Annotated in this window: 17 protein-coding genes; 11 read left to right on the top strand and 6 right to left on the bottom strand. The window is 67.1% G+C overall.

Annotated features, from left to right (window positions below):
• Nucleotides 1-29: 29 nt before the first annotated feature.
• A complete protein-coding gene (gene argA, locus NX773_RS02825) occupies nt 30-1,343 on the bottom strand; it encodes an amino-acid N-acetyltransferase (protein WP_258821098.1) in 1,314 nt (437 codons plus the stop codon).
• 54 nt (nt 1,344-1,397) lie between these two features.
• On the opposite strand from argA, the gene hrpA reads away from it, so the two are divergent.
• Nucleotides 1,398-5,570 (top strand): ATP-dependent RNA helicase HrpA, encoded by a 4,173-nt coding sequence (hrpA, locus tag NX773_RS02830; RefSeq protein WP_370662210.1) that lies wholly within the window; start codon nt 1,398-1,400, stop codon nt 5,568-5,570.
• A 113-nt stretch (nt 5,571-5,683) separates the two neighbouring features.
• On the opposite strand, the gene NX773_RS02835 is transcribed toward hrpA, so the two are convergent.
• Nucleotides 5,684-6,328, bottom strand: coding sequence for a PRC-barrel domain-containing protein (locus tag NX773_RS02835; RefSeq protein ID WP_258854866.1), 645 nt, complete (start codon nt 6,326-6,328; stop codon nt 5,684-5,686).
• Nucleotides 6,329-6,561: 233 nt separating this feature from the next.
• Between NX773_RS02835 and NX773_RS02840 the strand changes: the two genes are divergently transcribed.
• Complete coding sequence (locus tag NX773_RS02840) at nt 6,562-6,696, top strand: hypothetical protein (RefSeq protein ID WP_258854867.1); 135 nt, start codon at nt 6,562-6,564, stop codon at nt 6,694-6,696.
• 90 nt (nt 6,697-6,786) lie between these two features.
• Here the strand turns inward: NX773_RS02840 and hepT are convergent, their stop codons facing one another.
• Together hepT and NX773_RS02850 are read right to left on the bottom strand one after the other, a co-directional pair.
• Nucleotides 6,787-7,200, bottom strand: a complete 414-nt coding sequence (gene hepT / locus NX773_RS02845; RefSeq protein WP_258854868.1) for a type VII toxin-antitoxin system HepT family RNase toxin — start codon at nt 7,198-7,200, stop codon at nt 6,787-6,789.
• A gap of 28 nt (nt 7,201-7,228) precedes the next feature.
• Nucleotides 7,229-8,470 carry a putative Na+/H+ antiporter gene (locus tag NX773_RS02850; RefSeq protein ID WP_258854869.1) on the bottom strand — a complete coding sequence of 414 codons (1,242 nt, stop codon included), beginning with the start codon at nt 8,468-8,470 and terminating at the stop codon, nt 7,229-7,231.
• Nucleotides 8,471-8,685: 215 nt separating this feature from the next.
• Between NX773_RS02850 and imuA the strand changes: the two genes are divergently transcribed.
• Nucleotides 8,686-9,393: a translesion DNA synthesis-associated protein ImuA gene (gene imuA, locus NX773_RS02855; RefSeq protein ID WP_258854870.1), complete on the top strand. Its 708-nt coding sequence runs from the start codon at nt 8,686-8,688 to the stop codon at nt 9,391-9,393.
• Nucleotides 9,323-10,804, top strand: coding sequence for a Y-family DNA polymerase (locus NX773_RS02860; RefSeq protein WP_258854871.1), 1,482 nt, complete (start codon nt 9,323-9,325; stop codon nt 10,802-10,804). The genes imuA and NX773_RS02860 overlap by 71 nt, the downstream gene beginning before the upstream one ends.
• A 206-nt stretch (nt 10,805-11,010) precedes the next feature.
• On the opposite strand, the gene NX773_RS02865 is transcribed toward NX773_RS02860, so the two are convergent.
• Nucleotides 11,011-12,924 carry a M61 family metallopeptidase gene (locus NX773_RS02865; protein WP_258854872.1) on the bottom strand — a complete coding sequence of 638 codons (1,914 nt, stop codon included), beginning with the start codon at nt 12,922-12,924 and terminating at the stop codon, nt 11,011-11,013.
• Nucleotides 12,925-13,162: 238 nt separating this feature from the next.
• Here NX773_RS02865 and NX773_RS02870 point away from each other — a divergent pair, with 238 nt between their 5' ends.
• Nucleotides 13,163-13,624, top strand: a complete 462-nt coding sequence (locus NX773_RS02870; RefSeq protein WP_258821090.1) for an Hsp20 family protein — start codon at nt 13,163-13,165, stop codon at nt 13,622-13,624.
• A 155-nt stretch (nt 13,625-13,779) separates the two neighbouring features.
• Nucleotides 13,780-14,391 carry a 2-hydroxychromene-2-carboxylate isomerase gene (locus NX773_RS02875; RefSeq protein WP_258854873.1) on the top strand — a complete coding sequence of 204 codons (612 nt, stop codon included), beginning with the start codon at nt 13,780-13,782 and terminating at the stop codon, nt 14,389-14,391.
• Between the two features lie 38 nt (nt 14,392-14,429).
• On the opposite strand, the gene NX773_RS02880 is transcribed toward NX773_RS02875, so the two are convergent.
• A complete protein-coding gene (locus NX773_RS02880) occupies nt 14,430-15,341 on the bottom strand; it encodes a LysR substrate-binding domain-containing protein (protein ID WP_258854874.1) in 912 nt (303 codons plus the stop codon).
• 141 nt (nt 15,342-15,482) lie between these two features.
• Between NX773_RS02880 and NX773_RS02885 the strand changes: the two genes are divergently transcribed.
• From NX773_RS02885 to NX773_RS02905, 5 genes are all read left to right on the top strand, one after another.
• A complete protein-coding gene (locus NX773_RS02885; protein ID WP_258854875.1) occupies nt 15,483-16,682 on the top strand; it encodes an MFS transporter in 1,200 nt (399 codons plus the stop codon).
• A complete protein-coding gene (locus tag NX773_RS02890; RefSeq protein WP_258854876.1) occupies nt 16,679-16,801 on the top strand; it encodes a hypothetical protein in 123 nt (40 codons plus the stop codon). The genes NX773_RS02885 and NX773_RS02890 overlap by 4 nt, the downstream gene beginning before the upstream one ends.
• Before the next feature lie 121 nt (nt 16,802-16,922).
• Nucleotides 16,923-18,440: a Do family serine endopeptidase gene (locus NX773_RS02895; protein ID WP_258854877.1), complete on the top strand. Its 1,518-nt coding sequence runs from the start codon at nt 16,923-16,925 to the stop codon at nt 18,438-18,440.
• Between the two features lie 47 nt (nt 18,441-18,487).
• Nucleotides 18,488-19,150 carry a response regulator gene (locus tag NX773_RS02900; protein ID WP_258854878.1) on the top strand — a complete coding sequence of 221 codons (663 nt, stop codon included), beginning with the start codon at nt 18,488-18,490 and terminating at the stop codon, nt 19,148-19,150.
• A complete protein-coding gene (locus NX773_RS02905) occupies nt 19,147-20,487 on the top strand; it encodes an ATP-binding protein (RefSeq protein WP_258854879.1) in 1,341 nt (446 codons plus the stop codon). Before NX773_RS02900 ends, NX773_RS02905 begins: the two co-directional genes overlap by 4 nt.
• Nucleotides 20,488-20,508: the final 21 nt, after the last annotated feature.

The following is a 20,508-nucleotide window of genomic DNA, read 5'->3' on the forward strand; positions in this document are numbered from 1 at the left end:
GCTCCTGATTCCTGTTCGTGAATATGTGATTATAGTGGCTTGACCAGCACCTGCGACTTGCGCTGCCAGTTATACATGTGCTGGCGGTCCTTGGGCAGGTCATCCACTGTGGCGGTGACGAAGCCGCGCTTCTTGAACCAGTGCGAGGTGCGGGTGGTGAGCACGAACAGCTTGTTCATGCCCGCCGCGCGCGCCCGGTTCTCCATGTGCTTGAGGATGCGCTCGCCGTCGCCCTGCGCCTGCGCGTCGGGGCTCACGGTCAGGCATGCCATTTCGGCCATCTTCGATTCCGGGAACGGGTACAGCGCCGCGCAGCCGAAGATCACGCCGTCGTGCTCGATCACCGAGAACTGGTCGATCTCGCGTTCGATCAGCTCGCGGCCACGCTTGACCAGCGTGCCGTCGGCCTCCAGCGGTTCGATCAGCTTGATAATGCCGCCAACGTCCTCAATTGTGGCCTGGCGCAGGCTTTCGAGGTTCTCGTGGCTGATCATGGTGCCCACGCCGTCGTGCGTGAACAGTTCCAGCAGCGCCGAGCCGTCCATCTGGTAGGGCACGATGTGGGCGCGGTCCACGCCGGCGTTGCAGGCCTTGATCGCGTGCTGCAGGTAGAACGCCGAGTCGGCCGGCAAAAAGCCTGCCTGCAGCACGGCCTCGGCCTGGTGCGAGGACAGCTCGCGCAGCTCGACGCCGGCGGCGTCCTTCATCATCGGGGTCTCGCTGATGAAGATGAGTTTGTCGGCGTGCAGGGCGATCGCGGCCGATGCGGCCACGTCTTCCATGGTCAGGTTGAACACTTCGCCGGTGGGCGAAAAGCCAAGCGGCGAGAGCAGCACCAGGCTGTTTTCGGTGGCCAGGATCGGGTGGATGGTCTCGGCCGCGATCTTGCGCGTCACGCCGGTGAGCTCGAAGTCCACGCCGTCGATCACGCCAAGCGGACGCGCGGTGACGAAGTTACCTGAGATGATGCGAATGCCGGCGTGCGCCATCGGCGTGTTCGGCAGGCCCTGGCTGAAGGCGGCCTCGATGTCCAGGCGCAGTTCGCCGGCGGCCTCCTTGGCGCATTCGAGCGCGGCGCCGTCGGTGACGCGGATGCCGTTGTGGAAGCGCCCTTCGACGTTGCGCAGCGCGAGCTGTTCGGCCACCTGCGGGCGCGAGCCGTGCACGATGACGACTTTGATGCCGAGCGCGACCAGCAACGACAGGTCGTGCGCGAGCACCGGCAGGGCGCCGGAGTGCACCAGCTCACCAGGGAAGGCAACGACGAAGGTCTTGCCGCGGAAGGCGTGGACGTAAGGCGCGACGGAACGCAGCCACTGGACGAATTGGATCGAGTTTTCCATTTGCCGAATTATAATTCGCTGCGCGTTTTGCGCACTAAATACCTGCAAAAAACAATGTCTGAACAGAGTAACAAGCCTTCGCCCCCGGCGGCGCGCGCGTTTTCGCCTGATTCCAAGGTCCCGGACCGGCGACAAAAGAGCGCCGGCGGAGACGCACGCGCATCGCAAAACGAAGGCGGCGAGGCGCGCCGCGCGCCGCGGCCGGAACGGCGCCAGGACCAGCCGCGCCGCGAGCAGGCAAGTGTTGGCAAAAAAGCCGTCGTTCCCGCGCAGGGCTCGGCGCCCCCCCGAGGAACCCATGCTGAGCCGGCAGGCAAGCGGCCTATGGATTCCCGACTGCGCGGGAATGATGGGTCTCTTTTGGCACAGAGGTCCGAGTTCCGCAATCCGCTGCCGCCGATTGCCTTCCCCGAGGAGCTGCCGGTATCGGGCCGGCGCGCGGAGATCGCCAAGGCGGTGCGGGAGAATCAGGTCGTGATCGTGTCCGGCGAGACTGGCTCGGGCAAGACCACGCAGCTGCCCAAGATCTGCCTTGAACTGGGCCGCGGCAGCAAAGGCCTGATCGGTCACACGCAGCCGCGCCGCATTGCGGCATCCTCCACCGCCAAGCGCATCGCGCACGAACTGGGCTCGCCGCTGGGCGAGCATGTCGGCTTCAAGGTGCGTTTCACGGACACGCTGCAGAAGGGCGCCTCGGTCAAGCTGATGACCGACGGTATCCTGCTGGCCGAGACGCAGACTGACCCGCTGCTCAAGGCCTACGACACGATCATCATCGACGAGGCGCACGAGCGCAGCCTGAACATCGATTTTTTGCTCGGGTACCTGAAACAGATCCTGCCGCGCCGGCCGGACCTGAAGGTGATCATCACGTCCGCGACCATCGACGCGGACCGCTTTGCGCGCCACTTCGGCACAGCCGACAAGCCCGCACCGGTGATCGAGGTCTCGGGCCGCCTGTACAAGGTCGAGGTGCGCTACCGCCCGGTGGAGAGCGAGGTCGTGTCGCCGCCCGGCACCGACCCGAACAAGGTAACCAAGGCACAGGCGGCGCGCGACAAGCGCGACCTGATCGACGCGGTGGTGGACGGCGTGGACGAACTGGCGCGCATCGGCCAGGGCGACGTGCTGGTGTTCCTGCCCGGCGAGCGCGAGATCCGCGACTGCGCCGAGGCGCTGCGCAAGCACCATCCGCCGCACGTGGAGATCCTGCCGCTGTTCGCGCGCCTGTCGGTGGAAGAGCAGGACCGCGTGTTCCGCACCACGAACGCGCGCCGCATCGTGCTGGCGACGAACGTGGCCGAGACTTCGCTCACGGTGCCGGGCATTCGCTACGTGGTGGACTCGGGCCTGGCGCGCGTGAAGCGCTACAGCTTCCGCAACAAGGTCGAGCAGCTGCAGGTGGAGCCGATTTCGCAGGCCGCCGCCAACCAGCGCGCCGGCCGCTGCGGCCGCGTGGCCGACGGCGTGTGCATTCGCCTGTACGACGAGGAGGACTTCAAGCAGCGTCCGAAATTCTCGGACCCGGAGATTTTGCGCTCGTCGCTGGCGGCGGTCATCCTGCGCATGAAGTCGCTGCATCTGACCGACGTCGAGAGTTTCCTGTTCATCGAACCGCCGCAGGGCCGCGCGATCGCGGACGGCTACCAGCTGCTGCAGGAAGTGGGCGCGGTCGACGAGTTCAACCAGTTGACACCACTGGGCCGCAAGCTGGCCAAGCTGCCGCTCGATCCGCGCGTGGGCCGCATGATCCTGGCTGCATTGGATAACGCCTGCCTGACCGAGATGCTGGTGGTGGCTTCCGCGCTGTCCGTGCAGGACCCGCGCGACCGCCCGATCGAGTACCAGCAGCAGGCCGACGAGAAGCACAAGAAATTCGCCGACGAGAAGAGCGAGTTCCTGTCGTACCTGAAGATCTGGCGCTGGTTCGAGCAGGCGATCGAGCACAAGAAGAGCAACCGCCAGTTGCAGGACACCTGCCGCGAGAACTTCCTGTCGCAGCTGCGCCTGCGCGAGTGGCGCGACGTGCACTCGCAGCTGGTCACCATCGTCAAGGAGCAGGGCTGGCGCATGAACGAGTCGCCCGCCACCTACGACCAGCTGCACATGGCGCTGCTCACGGGCCTGTTGGGGAACATCGGCTTCAAGGGCGAGGACGAGCAGGGCGGGCAGTACCTGGGCGCGCGCGGCATCAAGTTCCACATCTGGCCGGGCTCGTCGCTGTCGAAGAAGCCGGGCAAGTGGGTGATGGCTGCCGAGCTGGTCGAGACCACGCGCCTGTACGCGCGCACGATCGCGCAGATCCAGCCCGAGTGGGTGGAGAAGATCGGCGCGCACCTGCTGAAAAAATCGTGGGGCGAGCCGCGCTGGGAAAAGCGCCCGGCGCAGGTGACCGCGAGCGAGCGCGCCACGCTGTACGGCATCGTGGTGTACAGCCAGCGCCGCATCAACTACGCGCTGCACAACCCGGCCGAGGCACGCGAGATATTCATCCGCGACGCGCTGGTGGCGGGCGATTACGACACGCGCGCGGCCTTCTTCGCCCACAACCACAAGCTGGTGCGCGAAATCGAGAACCTCGAGCACAAGTCGCGCCGCCAGGACGTGCTGGTGGACGACCAGTTGATCTACGCCTTCTACGACAAGGAGATCCCGGCATCGGTGGTGAACGGCGCCGGATTCGAGAAGTGGTACAAGGACGCGGCGCACGACAATCCCAAGCTCCTGTTCCTGAACCGGGAAGAGCTGATGCGGCACGAGGCGGCGGGCGTGACCACCGAGCTGTTCCCGAAGACGATGAACGTCACGGGCATCGAGATGGGCCTCTCATACCATTTCGAACCCGGCAGCGTGCGCGATGGCGTGACGCTCACGGTGCCGCTGTTCGCGCTCAACCAGATCCCGCGCGAGCGCGCGGACTGGCTGGTGCCGGGCATGCTGAAGGAGAAGGTACACCTGTTGCTCAAATCGCTGCCGCAGAAGCTGCGCCGCCATTGCGTACCGCTGCCCGATTTCGCGGCGCGCTTCGTGGACCGGATCACGGATGCGGGCGCGTTCGGGCGCGGCGACCTGATCGACGTGCTGATCGCGGACGTGCGCGCGCAGACCGGTGTGCAGGTGCTCACGGGCGACTTCAAGCTCGAGACGCTGCCGGCACACCTGTCGATGAATTTCAAGGTGGTGGACGAGCACGGCCGCCAGCTGGACATGGGCCGCAACCTGGCGACCCTGCAGGCCGAGCTGGGCGGGCAGGCGCGCAAAAGCTTCCAGAAGATGGCCGAGGCGGCGCCCGCGCCGGCCGCGGCAGCCAGACCGCAGGCAGGGGCAGCACCCGCGGCCAAACAGAAGGCCGCCGCCGCACCCGAGCCGGCGGTGAGCCAGCACACCAACATCACGACCTGGAACTTTGGCGAGTTGCCGGAGCTGCTGGAGATCAGCCAGGGCAAGCTCACGCTGATCGGCTTTCCCGCGCTGGTGGACAAGAAGACGCACTGCGACCTGGAAGTGTTCGACGACCCGAACGTGGCCGCGCGCACGCACCGCATTGGCCTGCGCCGCCTGTTCGCCCTGCAGTTCAAGGAGCAGCTCAAGTTCGCCGAGAAGAACATCCCCGGCCTGCAGCAGATGGGCATGCAGTTCATGTCGGTGGGCAGCCCGGACGAGCTGCGCGACCAGATCGTGAACAAGGCCATCGACATCGCCTGCCTGCAGGATCCGCTGCCGATCGACGAAGGCTCGTTCAACAAGCGCAAGGACGAAGGGAAGGGGCGCCTGGGCCTCTTGATCAACGAGATCGCGCGGCTGGTGGGACAGATCCTGCAGGAGTTCTACGTGCTGCCGAAGAAGCTGCAAAGCCTGCCGCAGCAGGTGTCGAGCGACATCCAGTCGCAATTGCAGGCTCTGGTGCACAAGCGTTTCATCGACGAGAACGAGTACAGCCAGCTGGCGCACTTCCCGCGCTACCTGAAGGCGATCAATGTGCGTATCGAGAAGTTGCGCGGTAATCCCGCGCGCGACGCGCAGCTGATGGCGGAGTGGCAGAACGCGGCCACCCAGTTCCAGCGGACCTCGCGCAACCAGCCGCTGAAGAACCTGGACCCGCGCATGGTCGAGTTCCGCTGGCTGCTGGAGGAACTGCGCGTGTCGCTGTTCGCGCAGGAGCTGCGCACGCCGATGCCGGTGTCGGCCAAGCGGCTGCAGAAGGTGTGGGAGTCGATGCTGCGCTGATGACGGGCTGCGCTGGCGCTGGTTGAACGCGTGGGCAGGAAGACCTGCCCACCCTACGCACGCGATGGTGTTTTGCGTTCAGGCGCCTTGTGGAGCGCCGATACGCCGGCAGCCTAGAGATCGCTGCCGCCGGTGCGGTCCTTGGTCCCGCGCATGCCGCCGCCGGAAGTGGAGCCAAGGTCGCTGCTCGACCCGATGCTGCTGGAACCGGCGCCGCCCAGGCTGGAGCTGCCCGCACCCGTGGTGGAAGAGCTGCCTGCCATGCCCGCGCCCATGCCGGCGCCGGCACCGGCGCCACCCATGCCGCTGACCATGCCGCCCATCGCCACGCCCGGGCCCATGCTCGGCCCGCCTGCGCGGTGCGGATCGGTGCCGTAGAAGCTGTGGATCTGGTTGGCCCAGGTGATGTCGCTCATGTCGGGCCACGCATCGGGGTTGAAGCCGGGCGCGGTTTTCAGGCGCTCCTTGTCGATGTTGAGCACGAAGCGCTTGTTGACGGTGTCCAGGTGCAGTGCCTGCCACGGCACGGCAAACAGCTTTTCGCCCATGCCGAGGAAGCCGCCGAACGCCAGCACCGCATAGGCGACCTGGCCGGTGCCCATGTCGAGCATGATTTCCTTGATGTCCCCAAGGCTCTCGTCGTTGCCATTGACAACGTCGTCGCCGATGAGGGTGTCCGCGCCCATCAGCGCCGGACCGGGGCCGGCGCTGGTTTTGTCTTTGTACATCCCATACTTGTCACGATCGATATAGCTCATGTCGTATCTCCTGGTGATGAAACTGCGGGCAAGCCGGTTGTGCAGCCGGCACAGGTTAGAGGCCAGGACGGTGGCACGTTTGAGGTGCATCAATCGTGCCGGGACGGCCGCCGCCTCTCGGAAATTTCGGTGACTCTCCACACGCCCGTCGGCGAAGTACTGTTGTGTTATCGCCAAATGAGCGGCAGCGCACAGAGCAGGGATTGCGTGATAGCTATGCTGAAAAGGAAATCTTGGAGGCTATCAACATGTTCGTCACCCCGCGCTGCAACTACGCCGGCCCGCGTGGCCAGCTGATCCCGACCCGCTCGTTTGCTTTCCTGGTCGCACGCCTGGGCGGCCTGCTGTTCGGGTGGTTGCGACGCTGAGCGCATGCCAGCGCAAACGTCGATACTAGTCCTGATCGCGGATCGGCGGCGTACGGTTCGATGCGAGCGCCGGGATGGCCGGCAGCGGGACTAGGCGGCCGGGCCGTGGGCCAGCAGTGCGGCGGAGAAGGCGCCGAAGTCGTCGAGGCCGCGCTTGATGATGGTGACCAGGGCCGGTAGCGGGGCGGCCTGGTAGTCCCACTCGGCGCGGCAGAATTCGCCGGTGCGCTTGAGGTCTTCGGCCAGCGCGGGATCGACCAGGCCGCGCTCGGCCAGCAGGGTGATCACCGCGCGCTCGTCCTTGGCAAGCACGCCATTGTTGCCGAGAATGTAGTCGCCCATCTCGACTGCCGCTTCCCACGCCCGGATGATGTTGAGGGTGGCCGCGTCCTGGCGCGTCACGTCGGCCGAGAAGGTGGTCGGATCCTTTTCGTATTCGTCGCGCGCGCGCTTGCAGCAGCGTTCGATGGTGCCAGCCTTGCTTGTCAGTACCTCGTCGGCCATGGGTATCCTCCGGTTGTGCTTGGATCGGCTAGAGCAGGAAAAGTGCCGCTGCGACGATAGTGGGGACCAGTGCGCCCAGGAACAAGCCCACTGCCCCGATCGATTCGTCGTCAAAGCCGTTGCGCAACAGGGCCACGCCGGCCGGGTTGGGCGCGTTGGCGATCACGGTCAGGCCGCCGCCGCCGACTGCGCCGGCCACCAGCATGTACTTGGCGTGGTCGGACAGCCCGACGATCAGCGAGCCGAGGTAGGTGAGGGCGGCGTTGTCGGTGATCGCGGTCAGGCCCAGCGCGCCGAAGAACAGCTCGGTGGGGCCAAGGCTGGACACGATCGGCTGCAGCCACCACTGCTGCATGCCGCCGAGCACGACCAGTCCGGCCAAGAAAAAGCCAACCAGCAATCCTTCCTTCAGGATCAGCGGGTCCTGGTAGCGTTCGTACGCCTTGGTAAAGCCGAGGAACAGCATGAACAGGCCGAGAAACACGACCGGATGGTGGGCGAACTTGACCACCGCGGCCAGGAATGCGAGATGGATCAGCGAGACCGTCAGCGGCACCGTGTGGTCCTCGGCGGGCGGCGCGCTGGCCAGGTGCTTGCGCATCAAGAGCGCCACGCCGGTCGCGTTGATGGCGACCGCGAGCGCCGCACGCCAGCCGATGTGCGCGGCCATGAACGCGGTATCCCAGCCCCAGTTGGCGGCCACCATCAGCACCGGCGGCGCGGCGTAGGCGGTGAGGGTGCCGCCGATCGAGACGTTGACGAACAACACGCCGAGCGCGGCGTACTTGATCCACTCCGGCATGCCGGGACGGAACACGATCGGCGCCAGCATCAGGGCGGCGAGCGTCATCGCGGCCGGCTCGGTGATGAGCGAACCGGCCAGCGGCACCAGCGCCAGCCCCAGCCAGGCCAGCGCCAGTTCGGTGCGCACCGGCGCCAGGTGCGCGATGGTGCGCAACAGGGTGCGCACCGCATCGAGCACGGGGCGCGAGGCTGCCACCACCATGACCACGAACACGAACAGCGGCTCGGCGTACTGGCGCGATTCGGCGTAAGCGGTGGCGGCCTGGCCGCCTTCGACCAGCGCCATGGCCACCAGCAGCACGAAGGCCCAGAAGCCGAACACGATCTCCACCTCGCCCAGCAGGTGGAACAAGCCGGCGTGGCGCGGATGGCGGTCCGCCAGTTGCTCGAAGGCCTTGGTGCTGAACGTGTGTACCAGGGCCAGGCCGAACACGACGGCGCTGATGAGCTGGATCGGGGTGGTCATGCGCGCTGCCTCCCGCATGGCCGGGAGAGGACGGGAAAACGGTGGAACTTATTTTTCATCGGTGAGTCTGGTCAACAAGGCAAGCCATTATCCACCTTTTCGCCGGGCGGGCGGATTTTCCGCCGGCACGTCGCGCACGAAACACGATAGCTCTTGCCAAAAACGGGCTCGCCGGGTACTGTATGTTTATACAGTAGTTATTCACTCATCCCGCCATGAACAGTTCCGAATCCATCGCCGCGCCGGAGGCTTTGCACCCGTCGCTCTGGCGCGCTTCGCAGCTCGCGCAGGCCGACACGCGCTGCGTCGATACCGGTCACCCGGCCCTGTCGGCGCAGCTGCCCGGCGGCGGCTGGCCCTCCGGCACACTGGTCGACCTGTTGGTGCAGCAACCCGGCATTGGCGAAATTCGCCTGCTCAAGCCGGCGCTGGCCCGGGTCGCCGAGCGCCGCATCGTGCTCCTGGCGCCGCCGCACGCACCGCAAGCCCTGGCGCTGGCCGCGCTGGGCCTGGCGCCGTCGCAGCTCGTCTGGATACGCGCCAGCCGCAGTGCGGACGCGCTGTGGGCGGCCGAGCAGGTGCTCAAGAGCGGCAGCTGCGGCGCGTTGCTGCTCTGGCAGCAGCATGCGCGTGGCGAAAGCCTGCGCCGACTGCACCTGGCGGCCCAAAGCGGCGAAACCCTGTTCTTCCTGTTCCGGCCGCTGGCCGCGGCGCAGGACGCATCGCCCGCGCCGCTGCGGCTGGCCTTGCGCCCGGCCGCCGGCGGCATCGACATCGGCTTCGTCAAACGCCGGGGACCGCAGCGCGACGCGCCGCTGTTCCTGCCACTCACCCCTTCCTTGCTGCAGCGTCATGCGACTCTGGATCGGCCTTTGCCTGCCCCAGCTCCCGCTCGAGGTCTTCAGCCCGCACTGGTCGGCTGACGCCGGCAGCGTCGTGCTCGAGCAGGAGCGCGTGCTGGCGGCGTCGCCCGCGGCGCGTGCGGCCGGGGTGCAAATCGGCATGCGGCGCGGCGGCGTGCTGATGCTCGAACCCGATGCGCGCCTGCACGAGCGCGATCCCGCGCGCGAGGCCGAGGCGCTGAACGCGGTGGCGCTGGCGCTGTTGCAGTACACCCCGCTCGTCACGCTGGCCGAGGAGGCCACGCTGCTGATGGACATTGGCGCCAGCCTGCGCCTGTTCGGCGGCATCCGCAGGCTGTGCAGCCGGGTGCGCGCCAACCTGCGCGCGCTCGGCTTCACTGGCCACTTGTCGTGCGCGCCCACCGCGCGCGGCGCCTGGCTGCTGGCGCGGCGCCGGGCCGGGCGCGCGCTCAAGATGGCATCGCTGGTGCGGCGGCTGGACCGGCTGCCGGCGTCCACGCCGCCGCCGGCGCGCCCCTTTGCCGGCTGGTTCGAGGGCATTGGCTGCTTCACGCTGGGCGACATGCGGCGCCTGCCGCGTCCCGGCCTGCAGCGGCGCTGCGGGCGGCCGCTGCTTGACCTGCTGGATGCGGCTTACGGCGCGCTGCCCGAGCTGTTCGAATGGATCGAGCCGCCCGAAACCTTCCACGCGCGCCTGGAGCTGTTCGACCGCATCGAGCATGCCGACGCGCTGCTGACGGGTGCGCACCGGCTGGTGCTGCAGCTGACCGGCTGGCTGTGCGCGCGCCAGCTCGCTGTCGAGCGCATCACGCTCAATCTCGCGCACGAGCGGGGCAGGGTGGCGCGAGCGCCCACGCCGATCGAGATCGCGCTGGCCGAGCCCACCTGGCGCGACGAGCACCTGGTGCGCCTGCTCAAGGAACGGCTGGCCAAGACGGTGCTCGATGCGCCGGTGATCGGGTTGGGCCTGCAGGCGTTGCAATTGCAGGCGATGGCGCCGCCGTCCGAGTCGCTGTTTCCCGAACCGGGCGGCACCGAGGAAGACCGCAACCGCGTGTTCGAACTGCTGGTGGCGCGGCTGGGGGCGGACAACGTGCTGCAGGCCGCGCCGCAGGCCGACTACCGGCCCGAGCTGGCCAACGCCTGGGTGCCGGTGCAGCAGAAGATCCGCGCATCGGCGCGCGCGGCGCAGATGCCGCCGGATGTGCAGAGTCTGCCGCGTCCGGTTTGGCTGCTGGCCAAGCCGATCGCGCTGTTGATGCGCGACCATCGGCCGTTCTACGGCTCGCCGCTCAAGATGGCGTCGAACCCCGAGCGGATCGAGGCGGGCTGGTGGAGCGAATCGCAAACGCGCGACTACTTCATCGCCGAAGGGCAGGACCACGCGCTGTACTGGGTGTACCGCGAGCGCATCGTCGGATCAGGCGAGGATGCCGAGCCGCGCTGGTTCCTGCATGGCTTGTTTGGGTGATGGCCGGACGGCGTCCGTAGGATGCGCTCTCGAGCCCACGGGTTGGCAGCCGGCATGTGGAGCGCCCCGTGGGCACAAGTGCCCACCCTACGTGTTGCGCATCCCGGCTATCCGGCGCTGTCTGAACGCGTGGGCAGAATCTGCCCACCCTACACGAGACGCCACGGTAGGGTGGGCAGGTTTCCTGCCCACGCGTTCAACGGTGCTTACTTCACCGGCGCAAAGATCGATTCGAGCCGATCCTTCGTCCCCGCCACGCGCTCCAGGCGCGGATAGCGCAAGCCCTCGTAGTACTCCAGCTTGATGGTCCTGAAGTTGTTGCCTTTCTTGACCAAGAGCTCGATCGGCTTGTGCGACGCCTTCGCTTCGCGCACCGCGGCCTTCAGCACCTCGCCCTTGTAGGCGCGGTTGTTGACCGCCACGATGCTGGTGTTGGCCGCCAGCCCCGCGCGGAAACCCACGCCGTCCCATACCACGCTGCGGATGCTGCCATCCTGTCCCACCGAGAATCCAAGGGAGTAGCTGAAGTCCGTCGCCTTGCTGCGCTCGTCCGCGCTCTTGAGGTAGTCGGTCGGCGTGTCGGTGTACACCAGCTTCCAGCCGGCGCGGGCCAGGCCGTCCAGCGGCGCGCCAGGGCCGTGCCCGTCCAGCCGCGCGCGCAGGAAGCTTGCCCAGTCGTACGGCTGCACCTTGTTCAGGGTCGCAACCACATCGTCGAAGGTATAGAACGCCGGCAGGTAGCTGCCGTCGTTGATGCCGTAGAAGGCGCGCGCGAAGTCGTCCAGTGAACGCTTCTCGCCCGACATCTCGCGCAGTTTGGTGTCCACGTCGAGCCAGATCAGCTGGCCTTCCGAGTAGTAGTCCTCGCTGCGCTGCCAGTTGCCCCAGCCGATCGGACGGCGGCCGTTGATGATCGGGTCGTTGACCGTGTCCTGCATCGCGCGCCAGTCGCGGCCCTTGACGTTGTCGTAGCGTGCAGCGGTGGCGGCCAGGGCGTCGCGCGCGCCCGCCTGCGAGAACAAGCCCGAGCGCGCGGCCAGCACGTTGCCCCAGTACTGGGTCTGGCCTTCGTACACCCACAGCAGGCTGTTCTGCAGCGGCGTGTTGAAGTTGGGGACGTCCTGTCCGGCCGGCCGGCGGAACTTGCCGTTCCACGAGTGCGTGTACTCGTGCGGCAGCAGGTCGCGGCCCGCCTCGCCCTTGTTCCATTCGGTGAAGTAGCCGGGCTTGACGCCGTTCTCGCTCGACTGGTGATGCTCGCGGCCGATGCCGCCGAATTCGTCCGACAGCGCAAACAGGAAATCGTAGTGGTCGTAGTGGTGCGAACCAAACAGTTTCGCGGCCTGCTGCACCATTGCGCGGTGCACCGCCACCTGCTCGGGCTTGGCTTCCAGTGCCTCCGGATTGTCGGCCACGATGTTCAGCGTCACCGGCACCTTGGCGCCCGGCGCCAGATCGATGCGCTTGAAGTAGCGGCCGGCGAACAGCGGCGAGTCGATCAGCGTTTCCAGGTCGGTCGGCTTGAAGCGTACTTCGTTGCCCTTGCGCTCCGCGGTCTCCAGCGCCGTGCCGTACTGCCAGCCTTCGGGCAGTGCCAGGTTGGCTTGCACCGTGACGCGCCGCGCCACGTAGCCGGCCGGGTACAGCGTCACCGACGGCCACTGCACGCCAAGCATCTCGTCGGTCATCGTGATGCGGCCCTGATTGCCCTCGAGCGGCGACAGGTACTGGTACTCGGCTTCGAGCGTGTTCGCGCCCTGCGGCACGTTGACGTGGAAGGCAAACACCTGCACCGGATCGCGCGTCCACTCGACCGGCTTGCCGTTGGCGCTGAACTTGAGTCCGGCCAGCTGCGTGAGCGGGCCGCTCGGGCCGTGGTTCCCCGGCAGCCACTGCGGGTACAGCAAGGTTAGCGGACCCGGCTGCACCGGAATGCTCATGCGTACGCGAAAGATCTGCTGTGACAGGTCGGTGGCATCGACGGTCAGGCATATGGTACCGGGGTAGGCCGAGTTTCCGACCGCGGGAACGTCGGCGTGGGCCGGAAGTGCAAGCGCCAGGGCAAGCGCCAGCGCGGACGCCGTACGAGCGGCGAGCGGGAAACGGATGTGTGCGGGCATGTTTGTCAGTGAAAAATGAGCGTCGGGAAAACCGGTGGGACCGGCAGCCGGGGAGTGTAGCACCGCCCGTCAACAGCAAATGCTGCAGGGAACGGATGCAAACAAAATTCCAAACCAAGCCTTAAAAACCGTATTTCGTACGCCTTGAAAACCCATCGGCATGCCATTAGATTGGGTACATCGGATGCTCAATGAGGTCCGACAACATATATCGCTTAACTTTAAAAGGATATTTATCATGCGTACTTTCGACCTTACTCCCCTGTACCGTTCCGCTATCGGTTTCGATCGTCTGGCCAGCCTGCTCGAGCAGCGCGCGGAAGCCCCGAGCTATCCGCCGTACAACATCGAGCTGGTGAGCGAAGACCAGTACCGCATCGTGATGGCACTGGCAGGCTTCAGCCGCGACGAAGTGGAAATCGTCACCGAGCGCGACACCCTGGCCGTGACTGGCCGCAAGCGCAAGGACGATACCCAGAAAACCTTCCTGCACCGTGGCATCGCTGCGCGCGACTTCGAACAGCGCTTCCAGCTGGCCAACCATGTGAAGGTCACCACCGCTTCGTTCGACAATGGCATGCTGACCATCGAACTGGTGCGCGAAGTGCCGGAGGCATTCAAGCCGCGCAAGATCCAGATCGCGGACGGCAACGGCAATACCCACAACGTCGAGGCGCTGGAACAACGCCAGGCCGCCTAAGACAAGACGGGCAGTAAGCTGAAAGAGGGCGCCTTCGGGCGCCCTTGTTGCGTCTGGGATGCGCGGTGCGCATGCACCGCATGCGCAGAATTCGTTTGTACGGCAAGGCAACAGGTCATAGACTCAGCTACCGGCATTTCCTTGACGAGTCCATCATGACCGACACCCCCACGCTCCAGTTCTGGTTCGAGTTCGGCAGCAACTACAGCTATCTTTCCGTGATGCGCATCGAGGCGCTGGCCAAGGCGGCCGGCGTGCGCGTGCAATGGCGGCCTTTTTTGTTGGGGCCGATCTTCAAGGAGCTGGGATGGTCCACGTCGCCTTTCGTGCTGCAGAAAGAGAAGGGCGAATACGCGTGGAAGGACGTGGCGCGCCAGGCCAGCAAGTATGGCTTGCCGTTCCGGCGCCCTTCGGTGTTCCCGCGCGTGGCGCTGCTGCCGCTGCGGGTTGCGGTCTTGGGTAGCGACAGCGACTGGATGGTGCCGTTCTGCGAGCGCGTGATGCTGCAGAACTGGCGCGACGACCTCGAGATCAACGAGGAGGTCAACGTGCTGGCCGCGCTCGAGGGACTGGTGGACGACCCGCGCGCGGTACTGGCTGCCGCGCTGACCGACGAGAACAAGCGGCGCCTGCGCGAGAACACCGAGCAGGCGCGCGCGCGCGGCATCTTTGGCGCGCCCAGCTTTTTCGTTGGCGACGAGCTGTTCTGGGGGAACGACAGGCTCGAGGACGCACTCGCTTTCGCACGGCAGGCGCACGCGTCCTGACCGAGCGGCTGGCGGGCCATCAAGACCCGTCTCCCCGTTTATTCGCGCACGAGGGCCGCTTCGTCGCGTATCCAGCGCATCACATGCACCACTTCGGGCGCGGGCTCGGGGTGGGCGTGCAGCAGCCAGTAGGCGTAATCGGTGGTCGGGCCGGGCCTGGGGGCGGAAATGGCGCGCAGCCGCCCGTCGGCCAGCATCGCCGCCACCAGCGGCCGGCGCCCGAGCGCAATCCCCTGGCCGGCCACGGCGGCGTGCACCAGCTGGTCGTACTGGTTAAACCGCAGCACCGCCTTGGGCCGCACTTCGTCCCAGCCCTGGCTGGCGAACCACTCGCCCCATTGCAGCCACGGCCGGTAGGGGCCATCAAACTGCAGCAGCGTGTGGTGCTCGAGATCGGCCGGGCTGGCCAGCGCCTTCACGCGCAAGGACGGATGGGCCACCGGCAACACCGACTCCCCGAACAGGTACTCAGCTCCCCTGGGCATGGCCTCGCGCGCGCCGTAGCGGATCGCCAGGTCGATGCCTTCGGCGGCCAGGTCCACCGCGCGGTCGTTGGCGGACACGCGCACTTCGATGTCCGGGTGCGCCTGCAGGAAGGCGCCGAGCCGTTCGATCAGCCACAGCCCGGTCAGGCCGGCGGTCGAGGTCAGGGTCACCAGCCGGCGCCCGGACGGGCCTTTCACCGCGTGGATCACATCCTGCAACTGGGCCAGCGCGCCATCGGCTGCGCGGAACAGGCGCTCGCCCTCGGGCGTGAAGGCGATCGAACGGTAGCCGCGCACCAGCAGCTTGACCCCGAGCGCGTCTTCCAGCGCCTGCACCTGCCGGCTGACCGCCGATTGGGTGAGGCATAGGTCGCGCGCGGCGAGCGTGACGCTCATGCGCCGGCCAACGGCGACAAAGCCGCGCACCAGGTCGAGGGAAGGGAGGCGTACGAGTGGTAGTGACATGTCAGTGACGCATGCGAAGTTGACGGGAATATCCGTTGATCGGCTCAGCAGAAGGCAGTTTAATCGACACCGGCGGCGATGCAAACATCGCCATGTATTCATCACCGGAATGTGAGGCGCGAAATGTCGAGTGGACGGAAAATGGTTTGGCTGGGCCATCCCTGGGTGGTCGTGACGGCGGGCGGGCTGGTGCTCGGGCTGGCGATGGGAGTGCGGCACGCGCAGGGCCTGTTCCTGCTGCCTGTTACGCTGGAGCGCGGCTGGTCGCGCGAGGCCTTCGGGTTCGCCCTCGCGGTGCAGAACCTGGCATGGGGGCTGGCCCAGCCGTTCACCGGCATGCTGGCCGACCGCTTCGGGGCGCGGCTGGTGGTGGTGTGCGGCCTGCTGTGCTACGGCGCGGGGCTGATCCTGATGGCGCAAGCGCCCACGGTGGCTGCGTTCACGCTGTCGGCGGGGCTGTGCATCGGCGTGGCGCTGTCGGGCACGGCCTTCGGTGTCGTGTATGGCGCCCTGAGCCGGCTGGTGGCGCCCGAGCGGCGCAGCTGGGCCTTGGGGATGGCCGGGGCAATCGGCGGCATGGGCCAGTTCCTGCTGGTGCCGGTCACGCAGGGCCTGACCAGTACGCTCGGCTGGGCCGGCGCGCTGGGTGTGCTGGGCATCGTGTGCGCGCTGATGCTGCCGTGCGCGCTGCCGCTGCGCGAGCGCACGGGCGGCGCCGAAAAGGCACGCCAGACCCTGGGCGCGGCGCTGCGCGAGGCGTTCGCGCACCGCGGCTTCTGGCTGCTGAACCTGGGCTTTTTCGCTTGCGGTTTCCAGCTCGCGTTCATCGCTTCGCACCTGCCAGCCTACCTGGCGGACAAGCAGCTGCCGGGCAATGCCGGCGTCACCGGGCTGGCCATCATCGCGCTGGCCAACGTGGCCGGGACCTATGTGTTCGGCTGGCTCGGCGGCTTCCAGCGGCGCAAGCATGTGCTCGCGGCCCTGTACCTGGCACGTGCGCTGGCCATGGCCGCCTTCGTGCTGCTGCCGCTGACCACCTGGACCTTGTACGCGTTCTGCGCGGTGATGGGCTTCCTGTGGCTGGGCACGGTGCCGTTGACCAATGGGCTGGTGTCGCAGGTGTTTGGTGTGCAGTACATCGCCACCCTGTTCGGCTTTGTGTTTTTCGGGCACCAGCTGGGCGCGTTCTTCGGCGTGTGGCTGGGCGGGAAGGTGTTCGACGCCACCCATTCCTACCAGCTGGTGTGGACCATCAGCGTGGCTCTGGGCGTGATCGCGGCCCTGCTGCACTACCGGATCGACGACGAGCCGGTCGAGCGCGTGCGGCTGGCGCTGGCATGAAGGCGCTGCGCCTGCTGCTGGCGCTGGTGCTCGCTGCAGTGCTGGCGGCCGGTTTCAACGCCTGGCTGCGGCCGGACAACGCGCTGGCCGTGGTGTCGGCGCTGTCGTTTTGCGGGTGAGGGGAGTGGTGCGATGCGAGGCGGCCTTAGCTTAAGCATGGTTTAAGGCTGGTGTCGCAATATGGTAGCCATCGTAGCTGAAGTCACCAACCATTATCTCTTCCAAAACAGGAGCACGTACATGCAAAACGAAGGTGCAGTCACTGCCATCACCGCAAAACGTCTCACGCTGGCGCTGTGCGCGGCTGGCGTCATTGGCGGGGCGGTGGGCGCAATCGCAGTCAATCACAATAACGCCATGGCCGAAGCGGCGGCTGCGGCTGCGGCGCCGGCTGCCGTGGCGCCCAGTGTGGGCCCGGCCGACCCGCAGGTGGCGCTGCCGGACTTCACTTCCATCGTGAAGCGCAACGGCCCGGCGGTGGTCAACATCCGGGTTGTTGGCGGCACCAAGACCGGCATGCGCCGCCGCCAGATGCCCGACATCGACGAGGACGATCCGTTCTTCGACTTTTTCCGCCAGTTCGGCGTGCCCGGCATGCCGCGCGGCGGCCAGCGCGGCGGCCAGACCCCGATGATGATGGGCGAGGGCTCGGGCTTCATCGTCAGCCCGGACGGCGTCATTCTGACCAATGCGCACGTGGTGCGCGACGCCGACGAAGTCACCGTCAAGCTGCAGGACCGCCGCGAGTACCGCGCCAAGGTTCTCGGCTCGGACCCCAAGACCGACGTCGCGGTGCTCAAGATCGACGGGAAGAACCTGCCGGTGGTCCCGCTCGGTAACACCCGCAACCTGCAGGTGGGCGAGTGGGTCATGGCGATCGGTTCGCCGTATGGGCTGGAGAGCACCGTCACCGCCGGCGTGGTCAGCGCCAAGGGCCGCACCATCGACAACGGCGGGGTGCAGTTCATCCAGACCGACGTTGCGGTCAATCCCGGCAACTCGGGCGGCCCGCTGTTCAACACGCGCGGCGAAGTGGTGGGCATCAACTCGCAGATCTTCAGCCAGAGCGGCGGCTACCAGGGCCTGTCGTTCTCGATCCCGATCGACGTGGCGGTGCGCATCAAGGACCAGATCGTCGCCCACGGCAAGGTGCAGCACGCCAAGCTGGGCGTGACGGTGCAGGAAGTGGACCAGGGCCTGGTCGATTCGTTCAAGCTCGATACGGTCGAGGGCGCGCTGGTGTCGAACGTCGAGCGCAATGGCCCCGGCGAGAAGGCGGGCCTGAAGACGGGCGACATCATCCGCAAGCTGAACGGCCAGCCGATCATCGCATCGGGCGACCTGCCGGCGATGCTGTCCACCGCGCGGCCGGGCGAAAAGGCGGCGCTGGAAGTCTGGCGCGACGGGAAGGTCGTGCAGCTCAATGCGACCCTGGGCAATGCCGACAGCAAGGCCGATCGCGCCGAGCAGATGGCCAGCACCGCCGACAACGGCGCCAAGCTGGGCCTGGCGTTGCGCCCGCTCGACCCGATGGAGCGCCGCGAGTCGGGCCTGCCGTCGGGCCTGGTGATCGAGGACGCACAGGGCGCGGCGGCGTTCGCCGGCGTGCGCCGCGGCGACGTGCTCCTGTCGGTCAACGGCAAGCCTGTCTCGTCTGTTGACCAGGTACGCGACCTGGTAGGCAAAGCCTCCAAGTCCGTGGCCTTGCTGATCCAGCGCGGGGATGACAAAATCTTCATCCCGGTGCGGATCGGTTAAGGATCGTAGCGTCCACGACCAGCACTGTTCAAGAACGGGGGCGTTTGATGCGGCTGCTGCTGGTGGAAGACGATACGATGATCGGCGAAGTAGTGCTCGACCTGCTCAGGGCCGAGCACTACGCCGTCGATTGGGTCAAGGACGGCGAAATGGCCGACACGGCCCTGATGCAGAACCAGAACTACGACCTGGTGCTGCTGGACCTGGGCCTGCCGCGCAAGGACGGCCTGGACGTGCTGCGCGCCATGCGCGCGCGCAAGGACAGAACGCCGGTGCTGGTGGCCACCGCGCGCGACGCGGTGTCGCAGCGCATTGCGGGGCTCGATGCGGGCGCGGACGACTACGTCCTCAAACCCTACGATCTGGAAGAGCTGCTGGCGCGCATCCGCGCGCTGCTGCGGCGTGCCGCAGGGCGTGCCGAGCCGGTCTTCGAATACAAGAACATCTCCGTCAATCCGGCCACGCGTGAAGTCTCGGTGGACGGCCAGCAGGTCGCGCTGTCGGCGCGCGAGTGGGCCGTGCTCGAGGCGCTGGTGGCGCGGCCGGGCGCGGTGCTGTCGCGCGCGCAGCTGGAGGAAAAGCTGTACAGCTGGCGCGACGAAGTGTCCAGCAACGCGGTGGAGGTGTACATCCACGGCCTGCGCAAGAAGCTGGGCAGTGACCTGATCCAGAACGTGCGCGGGGTGGGCTACATGGTGCCCAAGGCATGAAGCGGGTAAGGAAGGTCACGCATTCGCTGCGCGGGCGCCTGCTGTGGTACCTGCTGGCGGCGATCACCATCGCTGCGGTGGCGCAGGCGTCGATCGCCTACCGCACCGCGCTGCGCGACGCCGACCAGATCTTCGACTACCACATGCAGCAAATGGCGCTGTCGCTGCGCTCGAACACGCCGCTGGCCACCAACGGCCCGGCGCCCGGTTACACCGACCCCAGCGCGGAATCGGACGACCTGGTGGTGCAGGTGTGGACACCGGACGGGGTGCAGGTGTTCCACAGCGTGTCGCGCGCGCGCCTGCCACAGCGCGCGGTGCTGGGCTTTTCCAACGTGCGTGCCAACGGCACCATCTATCGCGTGTTCTCGATCCAGACCAACAACCAGACGGTGCAGGTGGCGCAGGACCTGTCGGTGCGCAGCAACATGGCGCGCAACCTGGCGCTGCGCACGCTGGGGCCGATCGCGGTGATGATGCCGATCCTGATGCTGGTGGTGTGGTGGGTCATCAGCGGCTCGCTCGAGCCGGTGGACCGGGTGCGCTCGCAGGTGGCGTCGCGCCAGGCGGACGATTTGTCGCCGGTGTCGGAGAATGGCTTGCCGGACGAGGTGCAGCCGCTGGTGCGCGAGCTGAACCTGCTGTTTTCGCGCGTGCGCACGGCGTTCGACGCGCAGCAGCATTTCGTGGCCGACGCCGCGCACGAGCTGCGCACGCCGCTGGCCGCGCTCAAGCTGCAGGCGCAGAGCCTGGAGCGCGCCGACAATCCCGAGGCACGCAAGGTGGCGGTGGCGCGGCTTACGGCCGGCATCGACCGCGCGACGCGATTGGTGGAGCAACTGCTGGTGCTGGCGCGGCAGGAGGCCAGCGCCACGGCCGGCGCGATCAGGCAGGACGTGGACCTGGCCGAACTGGCGCGGCGCAGCGTGGCCGACCTGGCAGCGGCGGCGCAGGCCAAGGGCGTGGACCTCGGCGTGCAGCGTGCCGATGCGGTGCGCGTGCAGGGACAGCCGGATGCGCTCACCATCCTGCTGCGCAACCTGGTCGAGAACGCGGTCAAGTACACGCCGCAAGGCGGCACGGTCGATATTTCTGTGCGCGGGGAGAGCGGTGGCGCGGTGCTGGTGGTCGAGGACAGCGGGCCGGGCATTGCGCCGGAGGAGCGCGAGCGGGTGTTCGACCGCTTCTACCGGATCGCCGGCAGCGAGGCGCAGGGCAGTGGGTTGGGGCTGGCGATCATCAAGTCGATCGCGGAGCGGCATGGGGCCAGGCTGGAGCTGGGGCAGTCCGAGCGGCTGGGGGGATTGGCGGCGACGGTGACGTTTCCTGTGGCGTGATTCGTAGGGTGGGCGGGTCTC

Source organism: Massilia solisilvae, assembly GCF_024753215.1.
GTDB lineage: Bacteria > Pseudomonadota > Gammaproteobacteria > Burkholderiales > Burkholderiaceae_D > Telluria > Telluria solisilvae.